The sequence below is a fragment of the Paenibacillus salivarius genome, assembly GCF_051307165.1.
Classification (GTDB): domain Bacteria; phylum Bacillota; class Bacilli; order Paenibacillales; family Paenibacillaceae; genus Fontibacillus.
Genome location: NZ_CP195592.1, coordinates 2,067,941 through 2,087,975, shown reverse-complemented (window position 1 = coordinate 2,087,975; position 20,035 = coordinate 2,067,941). Strand labels below are relative to the sequence as shown.

Genomic DNA, 20,035 nt, shown 5'->3' with positions numbered 1-20,035 from the left:
CCGCACGGTTTATGGGCGGGGAGTCTCTTTTTGTTGAGGCCTAAGAGAAGATAGGAGGAGAAGTCAAGTTAAGAAAGCATTCGCAAGGGCGGTTTCCGTTTTGGAAACCAACCGCCGCCATCTGCACCTCGCTCGCTTTAACCCTAGGTATCTCCCCGTACGGTGCACCTTCTTACGCCGCCGGATCGGCTTCAGACCCCAGTGCGCATCGTTTGGATCTTACATCCAAAACCGCAGCTGCCGCCGGATTGCCCAAAGGGACAACGCTAACGGAGAAGCCCAACATCGTCTATATCGTGCTCGACGATATGGGATACTCGGATTTGGGCAGCTTCGGCTCGGAAATCAAGACCCCTCATATCGATCAATTGGCTAAGAACGGACTGACCTACACGAACTTTCATGCCACTCCGCTTTGCTCGCCAACGAGGGCCAGCTTGTTTACGGGGCGCAATCACCATTCCGTCGGCATGGGGAGCGTCGCCAACAGCGACCTCGGGCCGGACGTGCCGAATACCCGGAGCCGGGTGAAGCATGAAGCGGGCACCGTCTCCGAGGTGTTGAAGCAAAACGGCTACAACACTTACGGTGTCGGCAAATGGCATCAGGCTCCCACGCATCAGGCAACGCCGGCCGGCCCGTTCGATTATTGGCCGCTCGCCAAAGGGTTTCACAAATATTACGGTTTTCTCGATGGCTATACCGATCAATACGCCCCACTCCTGATTCAAGACAATCATATCGTCGAACCGCCTAAGCAAGACGACTATCATTTGTCCGAGGATCTCATCGACCATTCCATTCAATATGTGAACGATCACGTCTCCATTCAGCCGGAAAAGCCCTTTTTCCTATATGTCGGGTTTGGCGCGCAGCATGCCCCTCATCAAGTGCCCGAATCGTATGTGGAACAGTATAAAGGCGTTTATGACAAAGGCTGGGATCAAATTCGCGAGGACCGTCTGGCTCGGCAGAAGAAGCTCGGCATCGTTCCCCAAGATACGAAACTGCCGCAGCGAGATCCCGATATTAAAGCATGGTCACAGCTTAGTGCCGGCGAGAAAAAGGTATACACCCGGCTGCAGGAGACTTATGCGGGATTTCTGACGCATACAGACGAGCAAATCGGCCGGCTGATCAACAATTTGGAGAACATCGGGGAACTTGACAATACGTTGATTTTCCTCATCTCCGACAACGGGGCCAGCTCCTCCGGAGGCGAAACGGGAAGCATCGGCCAGACGAATTCCAACTTCGGCGACGGTTTGGCCGGGGGGATTAAGGATCGCCTGGCCAGCTATGATCAGATCGGCGCTCCCGGTACGTATACGGAATATCCGAAAGGTTGGGCGCAAGTCGGCAATACGCCGCTGAAGCAATATAAAGGGACGACCTACGAAGGCGGCGTTCGGGTACCGCTCATCGTCCATTGGCCGGACGGCATTCAAGCCAAAGGGACCATTCGGACGCAATATCATCATGTCACCGACATTACGCCCACCGTGTACGAGTCGACGGCAATCGAGCCGCCGGAGAAATTGAACGGAATTGAACAAATGCCGATCCACGGCATAAGTTTCGCCTACTCCTTCGAAGACTCCGAAGCACCGACGAAGAAAGCGGCGCAATATTATTTGATGAACGGACATCGTTCCATTTGGCAGAACGACTGGAAGGCGGTTGCTGCTCACAAGCAAGGTCAATCGTACGAGAACGACGTTTGGGAGCTGTATCATCTCGATCTGGACATCGGCGAACAAACGAACCTTGCCGAACGTCATCCCGATAAGCTTGCCGCACTTAAAAAGCTGTGGGAGGAAGAGGCGACGAAGTATGGCGCGTTGCCGTTTGTCGACCGCTCGCGCGTTTCGAAAAATACCGAAACGGTCGCCAACCGCGATCAATTTACGTACTATCCGGGATTGAAGCATGTTGGGGGATCTGCCGCTCCGCAAATCGAGAACACGAGCTACGATATCACCGTTCCGATCGACAGAAACGACGGCAAGGCGGAAGGCGTTCTGGTCGCCTTCGGCCACGACGACAGCGGCTTCAGCTTGTATATTAAGGACAACCGCCTCGTCTATCAGTACAACTACGGCGGCAACGTACACCGGATCACTTCGAACAGCACGCTTCCATCCGGCAAAGTGACAGTCCGCTTCAGCTTTGTCAAAACCCAGGACAGCGGAGGAATAGGCACGTTGTATGTCAACGGCCGGGAGAGCGGCGGATCCGTACTGCCGCTGACGGAAGTCTTCGCCTCGGAAGGTCTGGATATCGGACGCGACACGCTGCTGCCCGTCAGCGACCAATACGGGGAGGCGGAGGAATTCCCGTTCACCGGCACCATCGAGAAGGTCGTCTTCGATTTGCACGGCGAGAAGACGGCGGCAATCGCAAACTAAACGATTACGAATGAGGCGATCTGATGCAAACAACCACCCCGAAACCGCGCGCTTTTCACCTGCTGGCAAAACCGACCGGACCACTCTGCAATCTCGACTGCTCATACTGTTTCTATACGGAAAAAGAAGCGCTCTATCCGAAGGGGCATTCCTTTTACATGACGGATGAGGTGCTGGAGACGTTCATACGAAAATATATCGAACGCCAGGACATTCCGGAGATTTCCTTCGTTTGGCAAGGCGGCGAACCGACGCTGGCAGGCCTGGATTTCTATCGGAGGGTTATACATTACCAGGCGAAATACGCAGGCGGGAAAAAAATCAACAACTCGCTGCAAACCAACGGTACTCTACTGGATGAGGATTGGTGCTCGTTCCTGGCCGAGAATCGCTTTCTGGTCGGACTCAGCCTCGATGGACCTGAGGAGGTTCATGACCGCTATCGGGTGGACCGCGGGAAGAAGCCGACTTTCCGTAAGGTGATGCGCGGACTGAATTTGTTGCGGGAGCACGGTGTCGAATTCAATGTACTCGTTTGCGTGACGCGTGAATCGGCTGCAAAGCCACTGACCGTGTACCGTTTTTTGAAGGAACAGGGAATACGGTTCATTCAATTTATTCCGATTGTAGAGCGTAAACCTGACCAGCTTGCGCTCCAATGGGGGCTGCGACACGCCTCGCCGCCGGATCCCGGCTCCACCGAACCTCAGAAGCTCGTGACCGAGTGGACTGTGGAACCCGGGGCGTACGGTGATTTCCTCATCCGAATCTTTGATGAGTGGGTGCGGGAAGATGTTGGCAGCATCCACGTCATGAATTTCGAGTGGGCGCTAACTTCGTGGCTGGGCCTTCCTTCAACGGTATGCATTTTTTCCGAAAACTGCGGCCAAGCGCTTGCCGTGGAGTCCAGCGGCGAAATCTTTTCCTGCGACCATTATGTTTATCCGAACTACAAGCTGGGCCATATTTTGCACGACGAGCCGGATCAGCTTGTCCAATCCGAGCGGCAGCAATCTTTCGGCAAGAACAAATCCGCAACCCTGCCCTCCATGTGCCGAACCTGCGAGGTCCGGTTCGCCTGCCATGGCGAATGTCCTAAGCATCGTTTCCTGACGACGCCGGACGGGGAGACGGGACTGAATTATTTATGCGCCGGCTACAAGCGGTATTTTCGACATATCCACCCTTATATGAAAGCGATGGTAAAACTACTCGAGAACGGGCTGCCTGCGGCCAAAGTTATGGAAGTCATAAAAGGCCCGCTCGTCATTCGGGGATCGTGACGGGGATCGGATGCAAATCGCAATAAAGCCAGTGCGGGAAAACCTCCTGCACTGGCTTTTGATTGGAACGCCATTATATATTTTTGCTCCGCACCTCAAAAATCGCAAACTTCAAATAATGTCCTTCGTCCACGCCGAGAATTTGCGGATGATCCTTGCCGGCGGCCCGCCATTCGACGAGACGGAGGATTTTTCCGGCGTCGGCGGCAGCTTCTTGGATCGTCTCGAGAAAAAGCTCCGGGCGCATATGATAAGAGCAGCTGGCCGTGACCAAATAGCCTCCCTCGTTGACGAGCTTCATCCCGTGCAGATTGATGTCCTTGTAGCCCCTGCAGGCACCCTTGACGGCACTGCGCGTTTTGGCAAAAGCCGGCGGATCGAGAATGACGACATCCCAGGTCCGCCCTCCGCCTGCGGTCATCGGTACCGATGTATCGGTTTTTTTCCCCTCTGACGCCGACCGGCTGCTCCGTTCGGACATTCCTTTCACCTGGGTCCGCAAATAATCGAACGCGTCAGCTACCACGAATTCCACGCGGTCGGTAAATCCGTTCAGCTCCACATTGGTTTTGGCGCTTTCGATCGCATGCTCGGATATGTCCAGGCAGGTCACCTTTTTAGCGCCGTACTTGCAAGCATGCAGCGTAAAGCTGCCCGTATGGGAGAAGCACTCCAGCACCGTCGCGCCGTCCCAATAAGGAAAAGTGACTTCCTTGCCGTTACGGTTGACGGGAACCTTGCGTACGGCTCCCTCCTCATCCGTAATATCTTGCAAGGCGATACCGCTTTTCGCTCCCCATCCGGTCATGAGCGGCTTGATGGAAGCCCGGTTTTCTCGCTGATCGAAGAAGTATCCGGTCTTCTGTCCTTGCCAAATGTCGACTTTGATCTTCAGCCCGTTCTCCATCACGGTCACGTGGCGCTCAGGATTGCCGTACAGCGGTCCCTTGACCTGCTCCAGCCCTTCCATTTCCCGAATCGAGACATCGCTTCGCTCATAAATGCCTTGCGGCTGAATGACGTTGACCAGGGCCTCGACGATTTCGTTACGGCACAGATCCATACCGAGCGTCAATAGCTGCACGACCAGAATATCGCCAAAGCGGTCGACGATCAGGCCAGGCAGGAAATCGGCCTCTCCATACACGAGACGATATGCATCTCCATCGACAAAACGCTCCCGATGGTTCAGGCATTCCCGGAAACGCCGTTCAAAAAAAGCGGTGTCCATCCGTTCCAACGGCACAAAGGATACCGCACGAACCGTAATTTGAGATGCGGGGTTGTAATAACCCGCAGCCAGGAATCTTCGCCGATGGTCGAGAACCTCCACCACGCTTCCTGGCGCCGGATCGCCTTCCACGCTTTCGATCTCGCTTTTGTAAACCCACGGATGACCGTGTTCCAACCGCTTTTTGCGGCTGCGCGTTAATATGACTGATGGCAATATGTTCAACTCCTAAAAGTTTTGTGAGCATAACTTCATTGAGCGGCTTCGAACAAAACTTGCTTCGGAAGCGTCCGCTTAGTTTTGTGAGCATAACTTCATTGAGCGGCTTCGGGCAAAATTTACTGCCCTTACCTTTTGGTATGGACTCCTGTCCTTGCGCATATATGTATGCTGTACAAGCTCGCAAAGGAGGAGGATCTGGAACGATGTTTCAAGCCATCATATTTCCCGTTACGTTCGGACTGGCCCTCTTTCTGTTCGGCATGAAGCTGATGGAAGCCGCCCTTCACGCCTGGGCCGGGCCAAGGCTGATCCGGGTGCTCCGCGTCACGACACGTACTCCTTGGACCGGCCTGCTGTCCAGCACGTTCATTTCCGCCGCGCTTCAAAGCAGCACCGCCGTTACGGTCATGACGATCGGGCTGGTCAACGCCGGGCTTCTGACGTATGCCCGAACGCTCGGCATCATCCTCGGCGGCAACATCGGCACATGCCTGACGACCGAACTGATCGCTCTCAACATTTCCAGTATCGGCATTCCTCTGCTCATCGTATCCTTGCTTGTGTGGGCCATATCCGTTTCGGCTTTGGAAATGCTTCCCGGATGGCTGGCATCCAAATGGTCCGGGGTGCTTGTCCCGCTGCAATTCGGCGCACTGGCCGCAGGGGGATTCAGCATGATCATGATCGCCATCCGCTGGATGCAAAAGATCGGACCCGCGCTAGAAAGCTACGGGATCATCGACCGGCTGCTCACGCACGCCGGAGACAGCCTTATATGGGGCGCCGCCATCGGAGCGCTGCTCGCCGCCCTCCTGCACAGCAGCGCGGCCACCATCGCGATGGCTATGGGCCTTGCCGCATCGGGCGTACTGCCGGTCCTGTTCGGGATCGCCATGGTGATCGGCTCCAATGTCGGAACCTGCGTCACCGCACTGATCGCATCAATCGGCGGAACCCGCTCCGGCAAATTCGTTGCCTGGTCGCATATCGTGCTGAACGTGCTGGGAGCCGCGCTTTTTCTTCCATTGACGCCTCTCCTCGAAACGGCTTCATCCTGGTTATCCACCGATTCGGCCGCCCAAATCGCGCACTCGCAAACGATATTCAACGTGGTCTGTTCGCTGCTCGCGTTGCCGGTATGCTATTTGCCGTTGTGGTCGAAGATGGATCGCCCGCCGACGCCGGCCGGCCACACTGCCTAAACGTCGAGATTCAGCAGTTTCAGCGCTTTTTCCAAAATAAAATCATTATTGTCATAGCCCGATTTCAGTTGTTTTTCCCAAGCGTCCTTCGGTTCGTACCAGGCCACTCCACGGATTTCTTCCAATTGAGGTCTGAGCCGGCCGCCCTTGCTCTCCACAAGATAATAATAGACTTCCTTGTCGACGGGCCCGCGGACGGGGTGATTATACGTATAAGCGATAATATCGATCAGAGTTTCAATTTTTCCGAAAATGCCGGTTTCCTCGCGAATCTCCCGGAGCGCCGTTTGCTCCGTCGTCTCTCCGGACTCGCTTTTTCCTTTGGCAAAAGAATATCTGCCGTACCGGTCCGTAATCAATTGAATCTGCAGTTTCCCGGCTTCCCTACGGTACACGACGCCTCCTGCAGAGATATCTTTGTCCGGCATCATCCTCGCCTCCTTACTGCGTATTACCCCAATTCAACAACAAGGATTTCAGCCCCGCCGGGGCGAAATCCCTGTCAATTTTATAGACATATTGGATTGTAACTGTCGTCAGGCTCGAACCGGTTATGCCAAGGCCTGGGCCGATCCGTCCATAACGCGGACCAATTGTCCTTCGTTCGTATTGACGTCGGCCTTCGTCAGCTTGACGCGGCACAATTTTCCGGCAAGATCGGGCGAACCTTCAAACCGGATTTGCAAATAGTTATCGCTGAAGCCGGCCACATAACCGCCGCCCCACGTCCCTTTTTCATCGCGTTCCGGAATGACGTCCAGCACTTGTCCGACGAATTTTTGGGCATAGGCAAGTTGCATCTGTTCGGACAATTCGATCAGCTCGTGAACTCTAGCATGCTTGATCTCTTCATCGATCTGATCCTCCATCCGGGCCGCAGGCGTTCCCGTACGCTTGGAATAAGGGAATACGTGCATTTCCGAGAAGCCGATCCGTTTAATCGCTTCGAATCCCTCGCGGAACAGTTCGTCCGTCTCTCCAGGGAAGCCGACGATCAGGTCCGTCGTAATCGCCACATCCGGCATAAATTCGCGGATTTTCTTGATCTTTTCCTCGAATTCCTCAATCGTGTATTTCCGTCTCATCCGCTTTAACACTTCATTGCTGCCTGCCTGGAGCGGAATATGGAAATGGCGGCACATCTTCGAAGAGCCTTTCAGCACTTCAAGCATCCGGTCGTCAATCTGACTGGCTTCGATCGAACTGATCCGGATCCGGCCGAGACCTTCCACTTTGTCCAGCTCCCAGAGCAGATCGGAAAGCCGGTAATTGTCCAGATCATCGCCATAACCGCCGGTATGAATGCCTGTCAGCACGATTTCGTTGTAGCCTGCGGCAACCAATTGCCGCGCCTGGGCCACCACGCTCTGCGGATCCCGGCTGCGGGACAGCCCGCGGGACCATGGAATAATGCAGAACGTGCAGAAATTGTTGCAGCCTTCCTGGATTTTCAGGAAAGCCCGGGTATGGTCGGCGAAGCTCGGAACGTCCAGTTCCTCGAATTCGCGGGTTTTCATAATATTGCGCACCGCATTAATCGGCTGGCGCTGCGCCTGAATTTCCTTCACATACGGAATGATTTTGTCCCGGTCTTGCGTACCGATAACCAAATCTACTCCCGGGATGTCCAAAATTTCCGCCGGCGAGGTTTGAGCATAGCAGCCCGTTACGGCGACAATCGCGTCCGGATTGCGCCGGACGGCACGACGAATAATTTGGCGGCTCTTTTTATCGCCCGTATTCGTAACCGTACAAGTATTGATTAAATAAACATCGGCCGTCTGTTCGAAATCGACCTGTTCATATCCTTCATTTTTAAAAAGCTGCCAGATCGCTTCCGTGTCGTAAAAGTTCACTTTGCAGCCGAGCGTGTAAAATGCAACGGATGGCATCCTCACATTCCCCCCATTTCTCCAGATTCATACATGATGCATGTCAGGGCGGCCATGGCGGCCGTCTCCGTCCGCAGTATTCGCCTTCCCAAACCGATCGAAACGGCACCCGCCGCCTCCGCATCGCGGACCTCCTGTTCGGCGAATCCGCCTTCAGGTCCTACGATGATCAAAATCGAAGCCGTTTGATCAGGCATCAGCTTGCCCATAAAAGGCTTTATCGCATCGCGAAGCTGGGAACCATGCTCCTGTTCATAACATAGCAATGCCAGATCATAAGCCGGCAAGCCCGTAAGCAGCTCATGCCAGGAAACTGGCGCTACCACTGCGGGAATCCGGCTGCGATGCGCTTGTTCGGCCGCTTCTTTGGCGATTTTCCGCCAGCGAGCCGCGCGCTTTTCTTCTTTTTTTCCGTCATACTGAACTACCGTTCTTTCCGATATAAAAGGCAAAAATGAAGCGGCACCGATCTCCGTGCATTTCTGGATGACGGTTTCCATCTTGTCGCCCTTCGGCAAGCTTTGCGCTACCGTTACCTTTAATCGCGGCTCGCCGGCCGCTTCGACCGGCTCCACGATCTCGGCGGCTACTTGCTGCGGCTCGATTGCCGTTATTTGCACTAAAGCATCACGGGAATTGCCGTCGCTGACGATCAGCTTATCCCCCACCCGGGAGCGCATGACTTTGCCGATATGGCGGGCATCCTCTCCGGTAATGACAACCGTGCCTTCCCCGAATTGTCCGGGATCAATAAAGTACCTCTGCATTGATATCAGTCCTTGCCTCGAAAAATCACCAAAGTACATCATACAACTTTTGTTTTATGCTTTCCAGTACCAGTTTCCCGGGAAATACTTACGGTTCCTCATGTATTTAAGCGCCAAGCAGTTGCCGGAAAAAGATGAGAAAATGTTCACGGAAAGAATATGCCGCATTATAAAGCGGTGAGATTGTATAAGACTGGAACGCCGGGACGATCAGAATGATCAAAAAGAGAAGGATCGACCATTGCTCAAACTGCGCAAGCTTGCCTTGAACGCGCCTTGGCACAACATCTTCCAAAATCCGATATCCGTCCAACGGGGGAAGCGGAATCAGGTTAAAGAAGCAGAGAAAAAAGTTCATTAAAATAAACAGGCTAAAAAAGATATATAATGCCTCTGCCCATTTTCCTGCCTCATAACCGGGTGGTGATGCCATTCCATATTTGAGCAACACCGCAAAAATAAGTGATCCGACGATCGCAAGCAGCAAATTGCTGAGCGGACCGGCGACTGAGACGATCACGCCCATCAGGCGTGGCTTGCTGAAATTGTCCCGGTTGACCGGCACCGGCCGTGCCCAGCCGAAACCGGCGATTAAAAGCAAGATGATCCCGAATAAATCGAAATGTACCGCCGGATTCAGCGTCACCCGGCCAAGTAGCTTGGCCGTGGGATCGCCGAATTTATTGGCAAAATAAGCGTGCGAAAATTCATGAACCGTAAACGCAATGACCAATGTGATCAAATAAAAGGGAAGCTGGTTTAAGGGTATCCACAAAATTCTATCTAAAAAATCCATAAGTTTACCTCTTTCTCGCCACGAAAGCGACCCAGTCCTCTTCGCGGACCGTTTGTTCAATCTCGAATCCGGCGGCGGTTAAAGCTTCCTCGACGGACTGTTCCTTGTTCTTGTAAATCCCGGATGCGATGTAGTACCCGCCCGGCTGCAACGCTTCAAACACATCCTCAACGAAAAGCAAAATGATCTCCGCCAAAATATTGGCAACCACGACCCTGACCGGAAGCTGAACATCGACCTCGGCGGACGAGCCCTTTTTCAAAACGGACAAAAGATCGCTTTCCACAACCTGAATCCGGTCTTCGAGCCCGTTCAGCCGGGTATTCTCCAGCGCGCTCGAAACGGCGACCGGATCGAGATCCAGCGCCAGTACCCGGGAAGCGCCGAGCCTTACGGCACCGATCGCCAAAATTCCGGATCCCGTCCCCACGTCGATTACTTCATCGCCTTCTTGGATGACTCCTTCCAAGGTTCTCAGGCATAACGAGGTCGTCGGGTGAGTCCCCGTCCCGAACGCCATGCCCGGGTCAAGCTCGATAATTTTCTCTTCCGGAGATGCTGGAACATACTCTTCCCACGTCGGTTTGATCGTCAAGCGCTTCGATACCCGAATCGGTTTGAAGTATTGCTTCCAGTTGTTTGCCCAGTCGTCTTCGCTGACGTCTCTGACCGAAATGATTGGATTTCCCGGATCGATGTCATATTCCCGGAGTTCTTCGGTCCGTTCCTTCACTTGGGCAATGACCTCGTCCATGTCCACGCCCTCGGGAAAATAGCCGCTGATCTTCGCTTCCCCTTCGGGAATATCGTTCGGCGGAATTTCAAACCATTGGCCCAGGGAAGTGTCGCGCGGCTTGTCGTTATCGACGTGTTCTTCTATGGTGACTCCGCCCGCCCCGGCTTCATGCAGGAAGTTGGAGATCATCTCCACCGCTTCCTCCGTCGTATGTATAGTCAACTCTTTCCAGATCATCGTAAGTTTTCCTCCTTGAATTCATGCATGAAGTCTATTTTACTATAGATTGAAAAGAGTGACAAAGCCGCCGGAGAAATTCTCCGACGGCTTTATCTTTTTGCGGCCGTATTTCCTGTTATAGCCGGTATTGTCCCTGCTGGCGGGCATCGGCTCGCTCGCTTCGTTCAAGCGCCTCCCAATCCTCCTGGTCGGCAAGCTCTTCCGAAAATTCAACATCTTCATTGTGACCGACCGGTAAACGCGAAGCGTCCGCTTTCCGTCTTTTCGTCACGCGATCCGGGTTATGTTCGCTCATGTCTGTTCTCCTTTAGCTTGCTTTATTTGTTTTTCGGACTGCCCTTTATAGAAGTCCGCCGGCTTCTTCGATGATCCGCATAGCCTGATGATGGATGCTTTCGTCCACGACAGCGGTCAATAAAATATCGCGGCCTGTAGGTCCGCCTTGACCCCCGTGACTCATTCCGCTGGCCGCCGGATCCGCCGCGCTCAAAATGCCGGCCGACGGATTGGTAATCGCCGCGTCCTGCGTAATCGCCGACAGGCTGCTTATCTTGCCTGTGACCGGGTTCATCGGATCATACCCCTCACCCGCATACCGGCTGAACCTGTCGATCGAGACGTCCTGAACCCGGAGCGCATTCAGTTTTCTGGCAACGCCTTCGGCTTCTTCGGGGCTTTTGAAATAAGCCAAAATATTTTTTTCACCCAATCCGCTACCCCTGCCTTTCTGTTGCAAAATGAGCCTCATCGGCTCTTTAACTTAGGATGCAAAATTTCCCGGGCCCTTATTCCAAAAGTTCGTTAAAATTTGAAACGCTTTAGCCCTTGGGCCGTATTACCTTTATAGCATTGGATCATACTAATTTTCACAGGAGGGTATCTACTTCAAAATGCTAAAAAAAATGACAGCAATCGTGATGGCTTTCATGTTGATTTTCGCCTTCACTTCCCCCGACTTGGCCGATGCCAAGCGAGGCGGCGGCTTTAAATCCGGTCCCCGCACGTTTAACCCGGAACCGAAGAAACCGGCAACGTCGGATAACGTACGGAAATCCGACGGAACTACGACAAACAAAACGGGAGCGACGACGGGTACCAACGCAAACCGCGGCTTCTTCAGCGGCGGCAGCTTTATGAAAGGATTGATGATCGGCGGCTTTGCCGGTTTGCTCTTCGGCGGATTGTTCGGAAACATGGGCTTCCTTGGCAACCTGCTCGGTCTTGCCGTAAACCTGCTTGTGATATACGCGATCATCGCCGTGGGGGTTTGGCTCTTCCGTCGCTTCAAACGCAGGCCGCAGCACGATGATCATTACCGCGGAGGCCGATATTAATGGTCCTCGGCATGGATGAAATTATCAATGCGATTTGTCTTCATACCGCGGAAAGAACCGGACTTCGTCCTACCGACGTCCAAGTCGAGTTAAGCTGGGATGAAGACACCGGGTATACCGGAGAAATCTGGGCGGGCGGAAGAAGCAGATTTATCGTTAAGGCGAATATTGTGGAAGCCATTATGCAGTATGTGTATAAAGAGCATGGCCTTCGGGCTTTTCCCGACGATATTGAGCTGGAACTGGAAGATGAAATTATAGCCCGAATTCGCACTTAGGATAATAATACAGAAAAAGCAGCAGTCCGTTAGGGATCATCCTTTGGACTGCTGCTTTTCTGTATTCTTATCAAGCAAAGATTTTTGATTTTCGAAAGTTGAATTGTTGGAATATTAATAAGTAGCCAATTAGCTGAAGTAATTTCATCAAATAAATATACATCAGGATTACTTACAATGCTCTCACAAAGCATACCCGGAATTTGTCCTCCAGAGAAGTTTAAACCCTCCTCATTCATCAGAGTATCGTATTGTCTGATTGATTAAGCAGCGTTTGCGCTTCGGACTCTACTGTTGCTACTGCTTCATCCAGAGAATTTTGTCCCTTTTTTACAAGCTCTAATTCTCGACTTAAGATCGTTGCAAAATCGGAATTTCATTCTGTATCAAATTGGGCTCGGGCTTAGGCAACTTTATCCCTTCCATGATTTTGGATAGTACGGGTTATGAGGCCAATGCGGTACAGACCCCTCAATCGTTAGCAGCCATCAAAATTTTACTTCACCTGGTTGCCGGCCTTCTTCGCGGTCGGTGCGATCATTATGCTGAAGTATGTAAAATACGAGAAAAATGAAAGCAAGGTTAGACAGGAACTGGAAGCAAGATTGGGTTCGAACGATTAAGCTTCGCATGGGGTGTCCCAAAAGTCATAAGTAGATGACCGATGGGATACCCCTTTTTTATGGCAGCTTATCGGTAACGCATCTGAGCAACGTTATTTCATGAAATTGAGCCTTTGTTTTGTATGGTTTTGGCGATAAATCTGAGGAGTAACCCCATATAAATCCTTAAAGAGTTTAATAAAATATTGTGCTTTTCGATACCCCACCATACGAGCGATATCTACTACATGCAAGTTCGATTCAATGAGTAATCTTGCGGCTCGTTCCAGACGCTTCATTGTAATATATCCTGAAAGATTCTCCCCCGTATTTTGTTTGTAAAACTTGGAGAGGTAAACAGGATGAAGGTGGACAATTTGACCTAATTCCTCCAAGCTGAGCGCTTCATCGAGATGGCCGCTAATATAAGTTCTAATAGTTTCTACAATATTCTCAACAGGCATCATTTCTTTTTCCTGACATAATCGCGAAATTGCAAAAATGATCGATTCATAGACTTCGATCGGCTTCCCCAGCCGATTAATGAGCCAGTCTAGAAATTGTTCACTGTACACCTTATCAGTAGTAAAGTAGAGATAATTGGCTACCTCTAAAAGATAAATAATTTTATGCTTTCTACTTGTCCATTGAGGGTATCGATTTTGAATTCTTTTGCGTGCGCATTCCCATTCCCCTAACTCCAGTTTCGAAAATTCCTCCGCATTTTGCAGGAAATGAAAATCCGCGGGCGTCACCTCTTCGCAATACAAGAATTGATAAAAAATCTGCCGAACAACTTGTTTGTTTTTAAGATAAAACGATTCAGACAAGTCAATGGAAGATAGCGCAGCCTTCAGCTTTTCAGCCCCGGATTCAGAGATCATACCGAACGCAGAAGGCGGGAATATCCATACAAAGGCATCAAGATTTCTAAGGGTGTCCTGAAGATTAATTTCATTTAACTCATCTGCCAAGGTGCATTTGAAGAAGCGCATCTTTCTGTGTTCAAAGCTGCTTTGGAGTGGTGTACAAATCTGAATCAGCGATTCGTTTCCACTGATAGCGGAAATCAAATAATTGAGACCGTCGGCGCTATTCCACAAAGTTCCGGCTTCGATCCTACTATCTTCAATCGACTTAATAACATCTCGCATGACTTTCTCCATATCTTCTTTATCTACCGGCTTAAGCAAATAATCGAATAATCCTAGGCGAATCGCCTTTTGAGCGTACTCAAATTCCGAATAGCCCGACAAAAAAATCACCTTTGTTTTCATCTTCATGGTTCCGACAAACTCCAGAAGATCGATTCCAGACACTTCCGGCATGCGGATATCGGTGATCAGGATATCTATGGCAGATTGCAGCAGTATTTCCTTCGCTTTAATGGAGTTGGTTGTAGTCATGACCTGCTCTACTCCAAATTTGCTCCAATCCAATAAATGCTTCAAGTATTCCACTATGTATTGGCCGTCATCCACGATCAACACGATCATACTATTCCCCTTCTTCCAGTTGAAAATCAATATGCAGGTTTACGGAGAGTCCCCCCCATTCATTTATATAGAAATACAATCCGCTGTTCTCGCCATATGAATTTTGGAGACGTCTGTTGATATTCCACAGTCCGATTCCTTTGGGTCCCTCCGGAGTCTGCTCGCTTCCGACATTTTCTCTGATCCTTATAAGTTCTGCAGGGGAAAGTCCTTTTCCGTCGTCAGAAACTATAACCTGAACCCCTCCGTTCAGTTCCTCTGCTTTGATAAACACACGATGAGCTCCTTGATGTTCTTCTATACCGTGCTGTATGGCGTTTTCAACAATGGGTTGGATCATCAGGGGCATAATACGCTGACCTGCAATTTCTGGCGGCAACTCAATTCGGTACTCGATCTGTTTACACAATGCCATAATCGTCAAATAATGATTCGCCAGTTCCAGTTCGGAACCTATCGTAACCGTGCGCGAGTCAGATTTCGTCATATAACGGTAATATTCAGCCAAGTGCTTACTCATCCGCATCACTGCGTCAGGAGACGATTTCGCCATCGACATAATAAAGAACAAACTGTTATACAGAAAATGAGGATTAATCTGGGCCTGAAGCTGTTTCAGTTCCGCGCTTTGGCGAAGCTCCGTCTCCGTATCGAGGGAAACAAACAACGCCTGAATTTGTTCTACCATATGGTTGAAACCTTTAAACAGGTTATCGAACTCATTGCCAGGAGCCACCTTAATCCGAATGTTGTAATCTCCCTGCTCCACTTGATGGAAACGCTTGTGTAACAAATATACATTCCGATAGAAATTTCTATAGAACATAGTGATTACAAAGACACCGATAATCAGGATAACTAGAATACTGATAAAAAATACCTGATGGTTTCGGTTAAGTGGATTTAAAAAATCATTCATTCTAGTATAGGTCACCAAATAGGCATCGATCGACTCGACATATTTGGATAAGATCACATAATTCCTGTCGGCCGCCTTATAATGATACTCCATTACCTGGTCTGAATCAGGTATAATCATCCCTTTGGCCGCCTGCACGATATCCGAATCAACAGTCTGGTTCCCAATGATCCGTTTCATATTAAGCAAAAAAAAGGCATCCGTATTTTCATTGTTTAACGCCTTATCAAGCAGTCCCGCCAAATAGTCAGTTTTAAGCTTAACGCCAACAATATAATGGATATCACTTGGATTGTCTGGCGGCTTAACATAAGGGTAAACAGAAAAATAGTACAAATTGTTATTTACGGTCACCCATCCGCTGCGGGTTACTTGCTGAAATAGTTCACTAATGTTTTGACTGGGCGCTGTAGAAACCATCGTTTCATCCGATCTCCAGTAGATACCTACCGATTCTACGGATTGGCTGGATATTAGCGTATTGTCGATCATTTCTTTGATCTCATTCTTTTTCATTTGGGAGTCATAAGCGCTTACAACTTTCTTTTGTCCCTCATAGTAACGAACCGAGTTGTCGGTCGTGTACTGAATTGCATACAATCGGGCTTCGGATAACACCCCCTCCAGCATGCTCTCCGTATAGGTCACCTGATTTTTTGCAGATTGAACTAGCTGTTGTTCCAAAGTTTTTACACTTAACGCTTCCATCACATAGAAAAGGACCAAAGTAAGAGTAAGAAAAAAGACAAAGAAATAAATAAAACGCTTCATATTTATCTTTTTCAGATTAAGACCCTCCTCCGTACCAGCTCCCCTCTTATTATCATATCTCATCGTAAATTAAAGAAAAAGAGAACCGCTCTCTTGAAAAAGTCGTTCTGTCAACTTCGTTAAGGATATGGTTATCGATCTTAATTTTTTGGCATGTCAAAATGAAAGCGCTTTTGTTAATCTTAAAAATGAATTACGCAAGCTAAATAAAATAAAGGGGGTAAAGACCATCTCACAGCCATTAAACATCCAAGTAGATCAGACGAAACCCAAAAAAAGCCGAAAGAAGCCGCTCAAGAAAGAAATAAAACAAAATTGGCCGTTGTATGTATTATGTCTTCCGGCTCTGATATTCGTATTGATCTTTGCCTATGGGCCGATGGTCGGGCTGGTCATAGCATTTCAAGACTACAAGCCATGGCTGGGAATTACAGGTTCTCATTGGACTGGACTGGACAACTTCGCAAGGATATTCCAATACAAAGAAGCGACGCAGGCAATCATTAACACGCTCATCATCGCTGTATGCAAGATTGTAATCGGTATCATCGTCCCGATTATCATGGCGATTCTCCTCAGCGAGATTCGAAATGTAGGGCTAAAAAAGAGCATTCAGACACTCGTCTATCTCCCACACTTCCTATCTTGGGTAACGGTGGCAGGCATTTTGATAGACATACTGGGTCTTGACGGTGCAATTAATCATTTTCTCGTCAGTGTTTTTGGTGCGAAGCCAATCTTCTTTCTCGGGGATGCTTCCTTATTTCGGCCAACCATCATTATCAGCGATCTTTGGAAGAACTTCGGTTTTGGAATGATCGTCTATCTGGCATCGATTACCGGCATTGATCCCTCTTATTATGAGGCGGCCGAGATTGATGGAGCGACGCGCAGACAGCAAATCCGGCATGTAACCCTGCCCGGGATGTTGCCAATGATTATCGTCGTGGCGACACTCAGCCTCGGAAGCATTCTGGACGCGGGCTTCGATCAGATCTTCAACCTGTACAATCCGCTGGTCTACAGCACCGGCGACATTATCGACACCTATGTATACCGCTCTTCCTTACTAAACGGGCAGTACGGTTTTGGTACCGCGGTCGGATTGTTCAAATCCGGAATCAGTCTAATCCTGATCGTTATTTCATATCGGATCGCCTACAAAGTTGCTAATTATAAAATTTTCTAGAAAGGAGAATGGGCGTGTATCACAAGTCCAAAGGATATCAGATTTTCTCATTCTTCAACCACATCCTGCTTATATTGGTTGCACTGTCCTGTTTTCTCCCCCTGCTGCATTTGCTCGCCCAATCGTTTAGCAGCAAAGCAGCCGTCAACGGTAATCTGGTCTCCTTCTGGCCTATTGAATTTACAACTGATGCTTACGAGAAAACATTCCGAAACTCAAACTTTGTCGGTTCCATGATGATCTCGATCGTAAGGACCGTACTTGGAACGCTGGTAGGTATGTTTGTAATCACAACTGCCGGATACGCGTTGTCCAAAGACTTCCGGGGACGAAATGCCCTGATGTGGATCTTTGTATTCACCATGTTATTCTCGGGTGGATTGATCCCTTCCTACATTCTGGTGAGCAGTCTGGGCATGAAGGATACGATCTGGGCGCTGGTGCTTCCCGGTGCTTTCGGTGCTTACAACATGATTCTGATCATGAACTTCTTCAAGACAATTCCGAAAGCGATTGAAGAAGCCGCCTTTATCGACGGAGCTTCTTTCTTCAAAATTTTCACGAAGCTGTATCTTCCGCTGTCTCTCCCGGGATTGGCTACTATAGGTCTGTTTATCATGGTTGGACATTGGAATTCCTGGTTTGACGGACTACTGTATATGTCCAATACAAGCAACTACCCGCTCGCATCCTTCCTGCAGACCGTAGTAGTCGGTAACTCTGGACAGAACATAGCCCTCAGCAAATCGGAAGCGGAGTCTATGGCCACACAGAGCATCAAGGCAGCACAAATTTTTATCAGCACCCTTCCGATTATTCTTGTCTATCCCTTCCTGCAGCGGTATTTTGTAAAAGGGATTGTACTTGGCGCCGTTAAAGAATAAGTAAAAGTAATACAACCAAGTTCAATATAAAAAGGAGTCAGAGCGATGAAGATGAAGAAAATCACTATAATTGCGACATCTGTCTTATTGATGGTTAGCATGCTATCTGGTTGTGTTTCGAAAGATAACGGTGCAAAAAAAACAGTGGACGCTACCCTGAAGGACGGGAAGTATGATCCGGTGCTCACCATTACCACCGGTAAGCAACAAGACGAGAACGCAGGCAAGTATATCAATGGAGAGAGTCTGAATGACAATGTAATGACCCGTTGGGGTGTTGAAAATTTAGGTATTAAAATTGAAACAACACTCCTCGGAGGCGATGCGTCCCAATACAATACAAAGCTCCGGCTCGCACTCACCGGCTCCGAGAAGCTCCCGGACATTATTCCGGTATACGATACATCACTGGCAAATGATCTCATTCAGTCCGGGCAAGTGAAGGAGATTACGGAGGACATCAAGAACTACATGCCGGATCGGCTTAAAGAAATTTACAAGCAGTTTCCGACGACCTTCAACCCGGTGATTCAAGACGGAAAGGTATACGGCATGGCCATTACTCCTAATCTGACCGAAGGCGAAGTGATGCTAATCCGGCAGGATTGGCTGGATAAGCTAGATCTTAAAGCGCCAACCACCATCGATGAATTTGAACAGGTTATCGCCGCATTCACGGACAACGATCCTGACGGCAATGGCAAGAAGGATAGCTACGGCTTTACTTTTTCCGGCAAAGGAATCTATAATACCGGTTGGGTAAGTGACCCGGTAATGATTTTCAGTGCCTATACCGGCAAGAACCTTCCAGGGTTCTGGAATGAGGAGAACGGAAAGCTGACATACGGCTCGGTGGCGGATGGCAACAAGGAGGCGCTATCCAAACTGCGCGATTGGTACTCCAAAGGCTATTTGAACAAGGAATTGGCTACCCTGGAAGCTTGGGATGCCCTTGCAGATTTCACGGAAGGCAAAGCAGGGATCGTCATCGGCCGCCCATGGCTTTATGGCAGTGTAAAGGACGTTGAGAAGAATGTGCAAGGCGCCAAGATCGGCGTCTATCCGACCATTAAAGGCGTAAAAGAAGACAAAACGTATCAGTCCGCACAACTTAACGACGGCGTCTTTATGTTCAACAAGGACTTCAATAATATGGAAGCCTTCTTTCTTTACTATGACAAACTGTATGATGCAGCATTCGGTACAGGCGACTTTAAATACGGCTATGCTCAAGGCTATGATTATGACATCGTAAACGGTGAAGTTGTCACAGAACCCGCTAAGTTCAATAAACCGCTGAATGACTGGCTCAGTCTCGGTAAAATGACATTTACAAAAAATACTCCAAGTGTGGATGGTCCGGGCAAATCCTACTATGAAGTATTTAACGGAACTGCACCAGAAACCGGACCGCAGATCCTGGCAGCCGCTGCCGACGAAACAACCCAAAAGGGATATGCAGTTTCTTATGAGAACCAGGATGCACTGCTGCCGAACGCTTTCAACGGTGCTCCAACCAAGACCATGCAGACTTCTTGGGAACAACTCAATACCATGGAAAAAGAGACATTCACCAAAATCATCTACGGTAATGAGCCTCTCGAAGCCTATGACGATTTTGTGAAGCAATGGCACGAAAAGGGAGGAACCCAAATTACCGAAGAAGTGAATGACTGGTACAACAAGGCCAACGAAACTGATGTCATGTCGGAAATGGGGCTAAAGTAGTCAGGTAATACTAAGACCAGGTAAGATCACTCTTACCTGGTCTTTTTTGCATTGCGA

General features: G+C 49.6%; 18 protein-coding genes. 8 read left to right on the top strand and 10 right to left on the bottom strand.

Translation table 11 applies throughout. The features are described from left to right. The first annotated feature begins 212 nt into the window (after nucleotides 1-212). Together ACSFXJ_RS09285 and ACSFXJ_RS09280 are read left to right on the top strand one after the other, a co-directional pair. The gene (locus tag ACSFXJ_RS09285) at nucleotides 213-2,408 is read left to right on the top strand and encodes a sulfatase-like hydrolase/transferase (protein ID WP_435924875.1); all 2,196 of its coding nucleotides are present in this window, start codon (nucleotides 213-215) and stop codon (nucleotides 2,406-2,408) included. Between the two features lie 23 nt (nucleotides 2,409-2,431). Next, entirely contained in the window at nucleotides 2,432-3,691 is a 1,260-nt protein-coding gene (locus ACSFXJ_RS09280; RefSeq protein ID WP_435924874.1) for an anaerobic sulfatase maturase, read from the top strand. 73 nt (nucleotides 3,692-3,764) lie between these two features. Here ACSFXJ_RS09280 and ACSFXJ_RS09275 read toward each other — a convergent pair whose 3' ends face one another. Beyond that, nucleotides 3,765-5,138, bottom strand: coding sequence for a class I SAM-dependent rRNA methyltransferase (locus ACSFXJ_RS09275; protein ID WP_435924873.1), 1,374 nt, complete (start codon nucleotides 5,136-5,138; stop codon nucleotides 3,765-3,767). A 209-nt stretch (nucleotides 5,139-5,347) separates the two neighbouring features. On the opposite strand from ACSFXJ_RS09275, the gene ACSFXJ_RS09270 reads away from it, so the two are divergent. Beyond that, entirely contained in the window at nucleotides 5,348-6,346 is a 999-nt protein-coding gene (locus tag ACSFXJ_RS09270) for a Na/Pi cotransporter family protein (RefSeq protein ID WP_435924872.1), read from the top strand. On the opposite strand, the gene ACSFXJ_RS09265 is transcribed toward ACSFXJ_RS09270, so the two are convergent. The 7 genes from ACSFXJ_RS09265 to ACSFXJ_RS09235 all read right to left on the bottom strand — a co-directional run bounded on the left by ACSFXJ_RS09265 (nucleotide 6,343) and on the right by ACSFXJ_RS09235 (nucleotide 11,486). Then, complete coding sequence (locus ACSFXJ_RS09265) at nucleotides 6,343-6,777, bottom strand: NUDIX hydrolase (protein WP_435924871.1); 435 nt, start codon at nucleotides 6,775-6,777, stop codon at nucleotides 6,343-6,345. The genes ACSFXJ_RS09270 and ACSFXJ_RS09265 overlap by 4 nt on opposite strands. Before the next feature lie 120 nt (nucleotides 6,778-6,897). After that, entirely contained in the window at nucleotides 6,898-8,238 is a 1,341-nt protein-coding gene (gene mtaB / locus ACSFXJ_RS09260; protein WP_435924870.1) for a tRNA (N(6)-L-threonylcarbamoyladenosine(37)-C(2))-methylthiotransferase MtaB, read from the bottom strand. Nucleotides 8,239-8,240: 2 nt separating this feature from the next. Next, nucleotides 8,241-9,005 (bottom strand): 16S rRNA (uracil(1498)-N(3))-methyltransferase, encoded by a 765-nt coding sequence (locus ACSFXJ_RS09255; protein ID WP_435924869.1) that lies wholly within the window; start codon nucleotides 9,003-9,005, stop codon nucleotides 8,241-8,243. 106 nt (nucleotides 9,006-9,111) lie between these two features. After that, a complete protein-coding gene (locus ACSFXJ_RS09250; RefSeq protein ID WP_435924868.1) occupies nucleotides 9,112-9,801 on the bottom strand; it encodes a site-2 protease family protein in 690 nt (229 codons plus the stop codon). A gap of 4 nt (nucleotides 9,802-9,805) precedes the next feature. Beyond that, nucleotides 9,806-10,774, bottom strand: a complete 969-nt coding sequence (prmA, locus tag ACSFXJ_RS09245) for a 50S ribosomal protein L11 methyltransferase (RefSeq protein ID WP_435924867.1) — start codon at nucleotides 10,772-10,774, stop codon at nucleotides 9,806-9,808. A gap of 118 nt (nucleotides 10,775-10,892) precedes the next feature. After that, nucleotides 10,893-11,072 (bottom strand): YfhD family protein, encoded by a 180-nt coding sequence (locus tag ACSFXJ_RS09240; protein ID WP_435924866.1) that lies wholly within the window; start codon nucleotides 11,070-11,072, stop codon nucleotides 10,893-10,895. Between the two features lie 45 nt (nucleotides 11,073-11,117). Beyond that, nucleotides 11,118-11,486 carry a hypothetical protein gene (locus ACSFXJ_RS09235; protein ID WP_435924865.1) on the bottom strand — a complete coding sequence of 123 codons (369 nt, stop codon included), beginning with the start codon at nucleotides 11,484-11,486 and terminating at the stop codon, nucleotides 11,118-11,120. Nucleotides 11,487-11,667: 181 nt separating this feature from the next. Between ACSFXJ_RS09235 and ACSFXJ_RS09230 the strand changes: the two genes are divergently transcribed. Further along, nucleotides 11,668-12,111 carry a hypothetical protein gene (locus tag ACSFXJ_RS09230; RefSeq protein ID WP_435924864.1) on the top strand — a complete coding sequence of 148 codons (444 nt, stop codon included), beginning with the start codon at nucleotides 11,668-11,670 and terminating at the stop codon, nucleotides 12,109-12,111. Beyond that, nucleotides 12,111-12,389, top strand: coding sequence for a DUF2653 family protein (locus ACSFXJ_RS09225; RefSeq protein ID WP_435924863.1), 279 nt, complete (start codon nucleotides 12,111-12,113; stop codon nucleotides 12,387-12,389). Before ACSFXJ_RS09230 ends, ACSFXJ_RS09225 begins: the two co-directional genes overlap by 1 nt. A 715-nt stretch (nucleotides 12,390-13,104) precedes the next feature. On the opposite strand, the gene ACSFXJ_RS09220 is transcribed toward ACSFXJ_RS09225, so the two are convergent. Beyond that, nucleotides 13,105-14,487 carry a response regulator transcription factor gene (locus ACSFXJ_RS09220; RefSeq protein ID WP_435924862.1) on the bottom strand — a complete coding sequence of 461 codons (1,383 nt, stop codon included), beginning with the start codon at nucleotides 14,485-14,487 and terminating at the stop codon, nucleotides 13,105-13,107. Between the two features lies 1 nt (nucleotide 14,488). Next, a complete protein-coding gene (locus ACSFXJ_RS09215; RefSeq protein ID WP_435924861.1) occupies nucleotides 14,489-16,177 on the bottom strand; it encodes a sensor histidine kinase in 1,689 nt (562 codons plus the stop codon). A 127-nt stretch (nucleotides 16,178-16,304) separates the two neighbouring features. On the opposite strand from ACSFXJ_RS09215, the gene ACSFXJ_RS09210 reads away from it, so the two are divergent. From ACSFXJ_RS09210 to ACSFXJ_RS09200, 3 genes are read left to right on the top strand one after another with little or no spacing between them, the layout of a single operon-like run. Further along, entirely contained in the window at nucleotides 16,305-17,366 is a 1,062-nt protein-coding gene (locus tag ACSFXJ_RS09210; protein ID WP_435924860.1) for an ABC transporter permease, read from the top strand. A gap of 14 nt (nucleotides 17,367-17,380) precedes the next feature. Further along, the gene (locus ACSFXJ_RS09205; RefSeq protein WP_435924859.1) at nucleotides 17,381-18,250 is read left to right on the top strand and encodes a carbohydrate ABC transporter permease; all 870 of its coding nucleotides are present in this window, start codon (nucleotides 17,381-17,383) and stop codon (nucleotides 18,248-18,250) included. Between the two features lie 45 nt (nucleotides 18,251-18,295). Next, entirely contained in the window at nucleotides 18,296-19,978 is a 1,683-nt protein-coding gene (locus tag ACSFXJ_RS09200) for a hypothetical protein (protein WP_435924858.1), read from the top strand. Nucleotides 19,979-20,035: the final 57 nt, after the last annotated feature.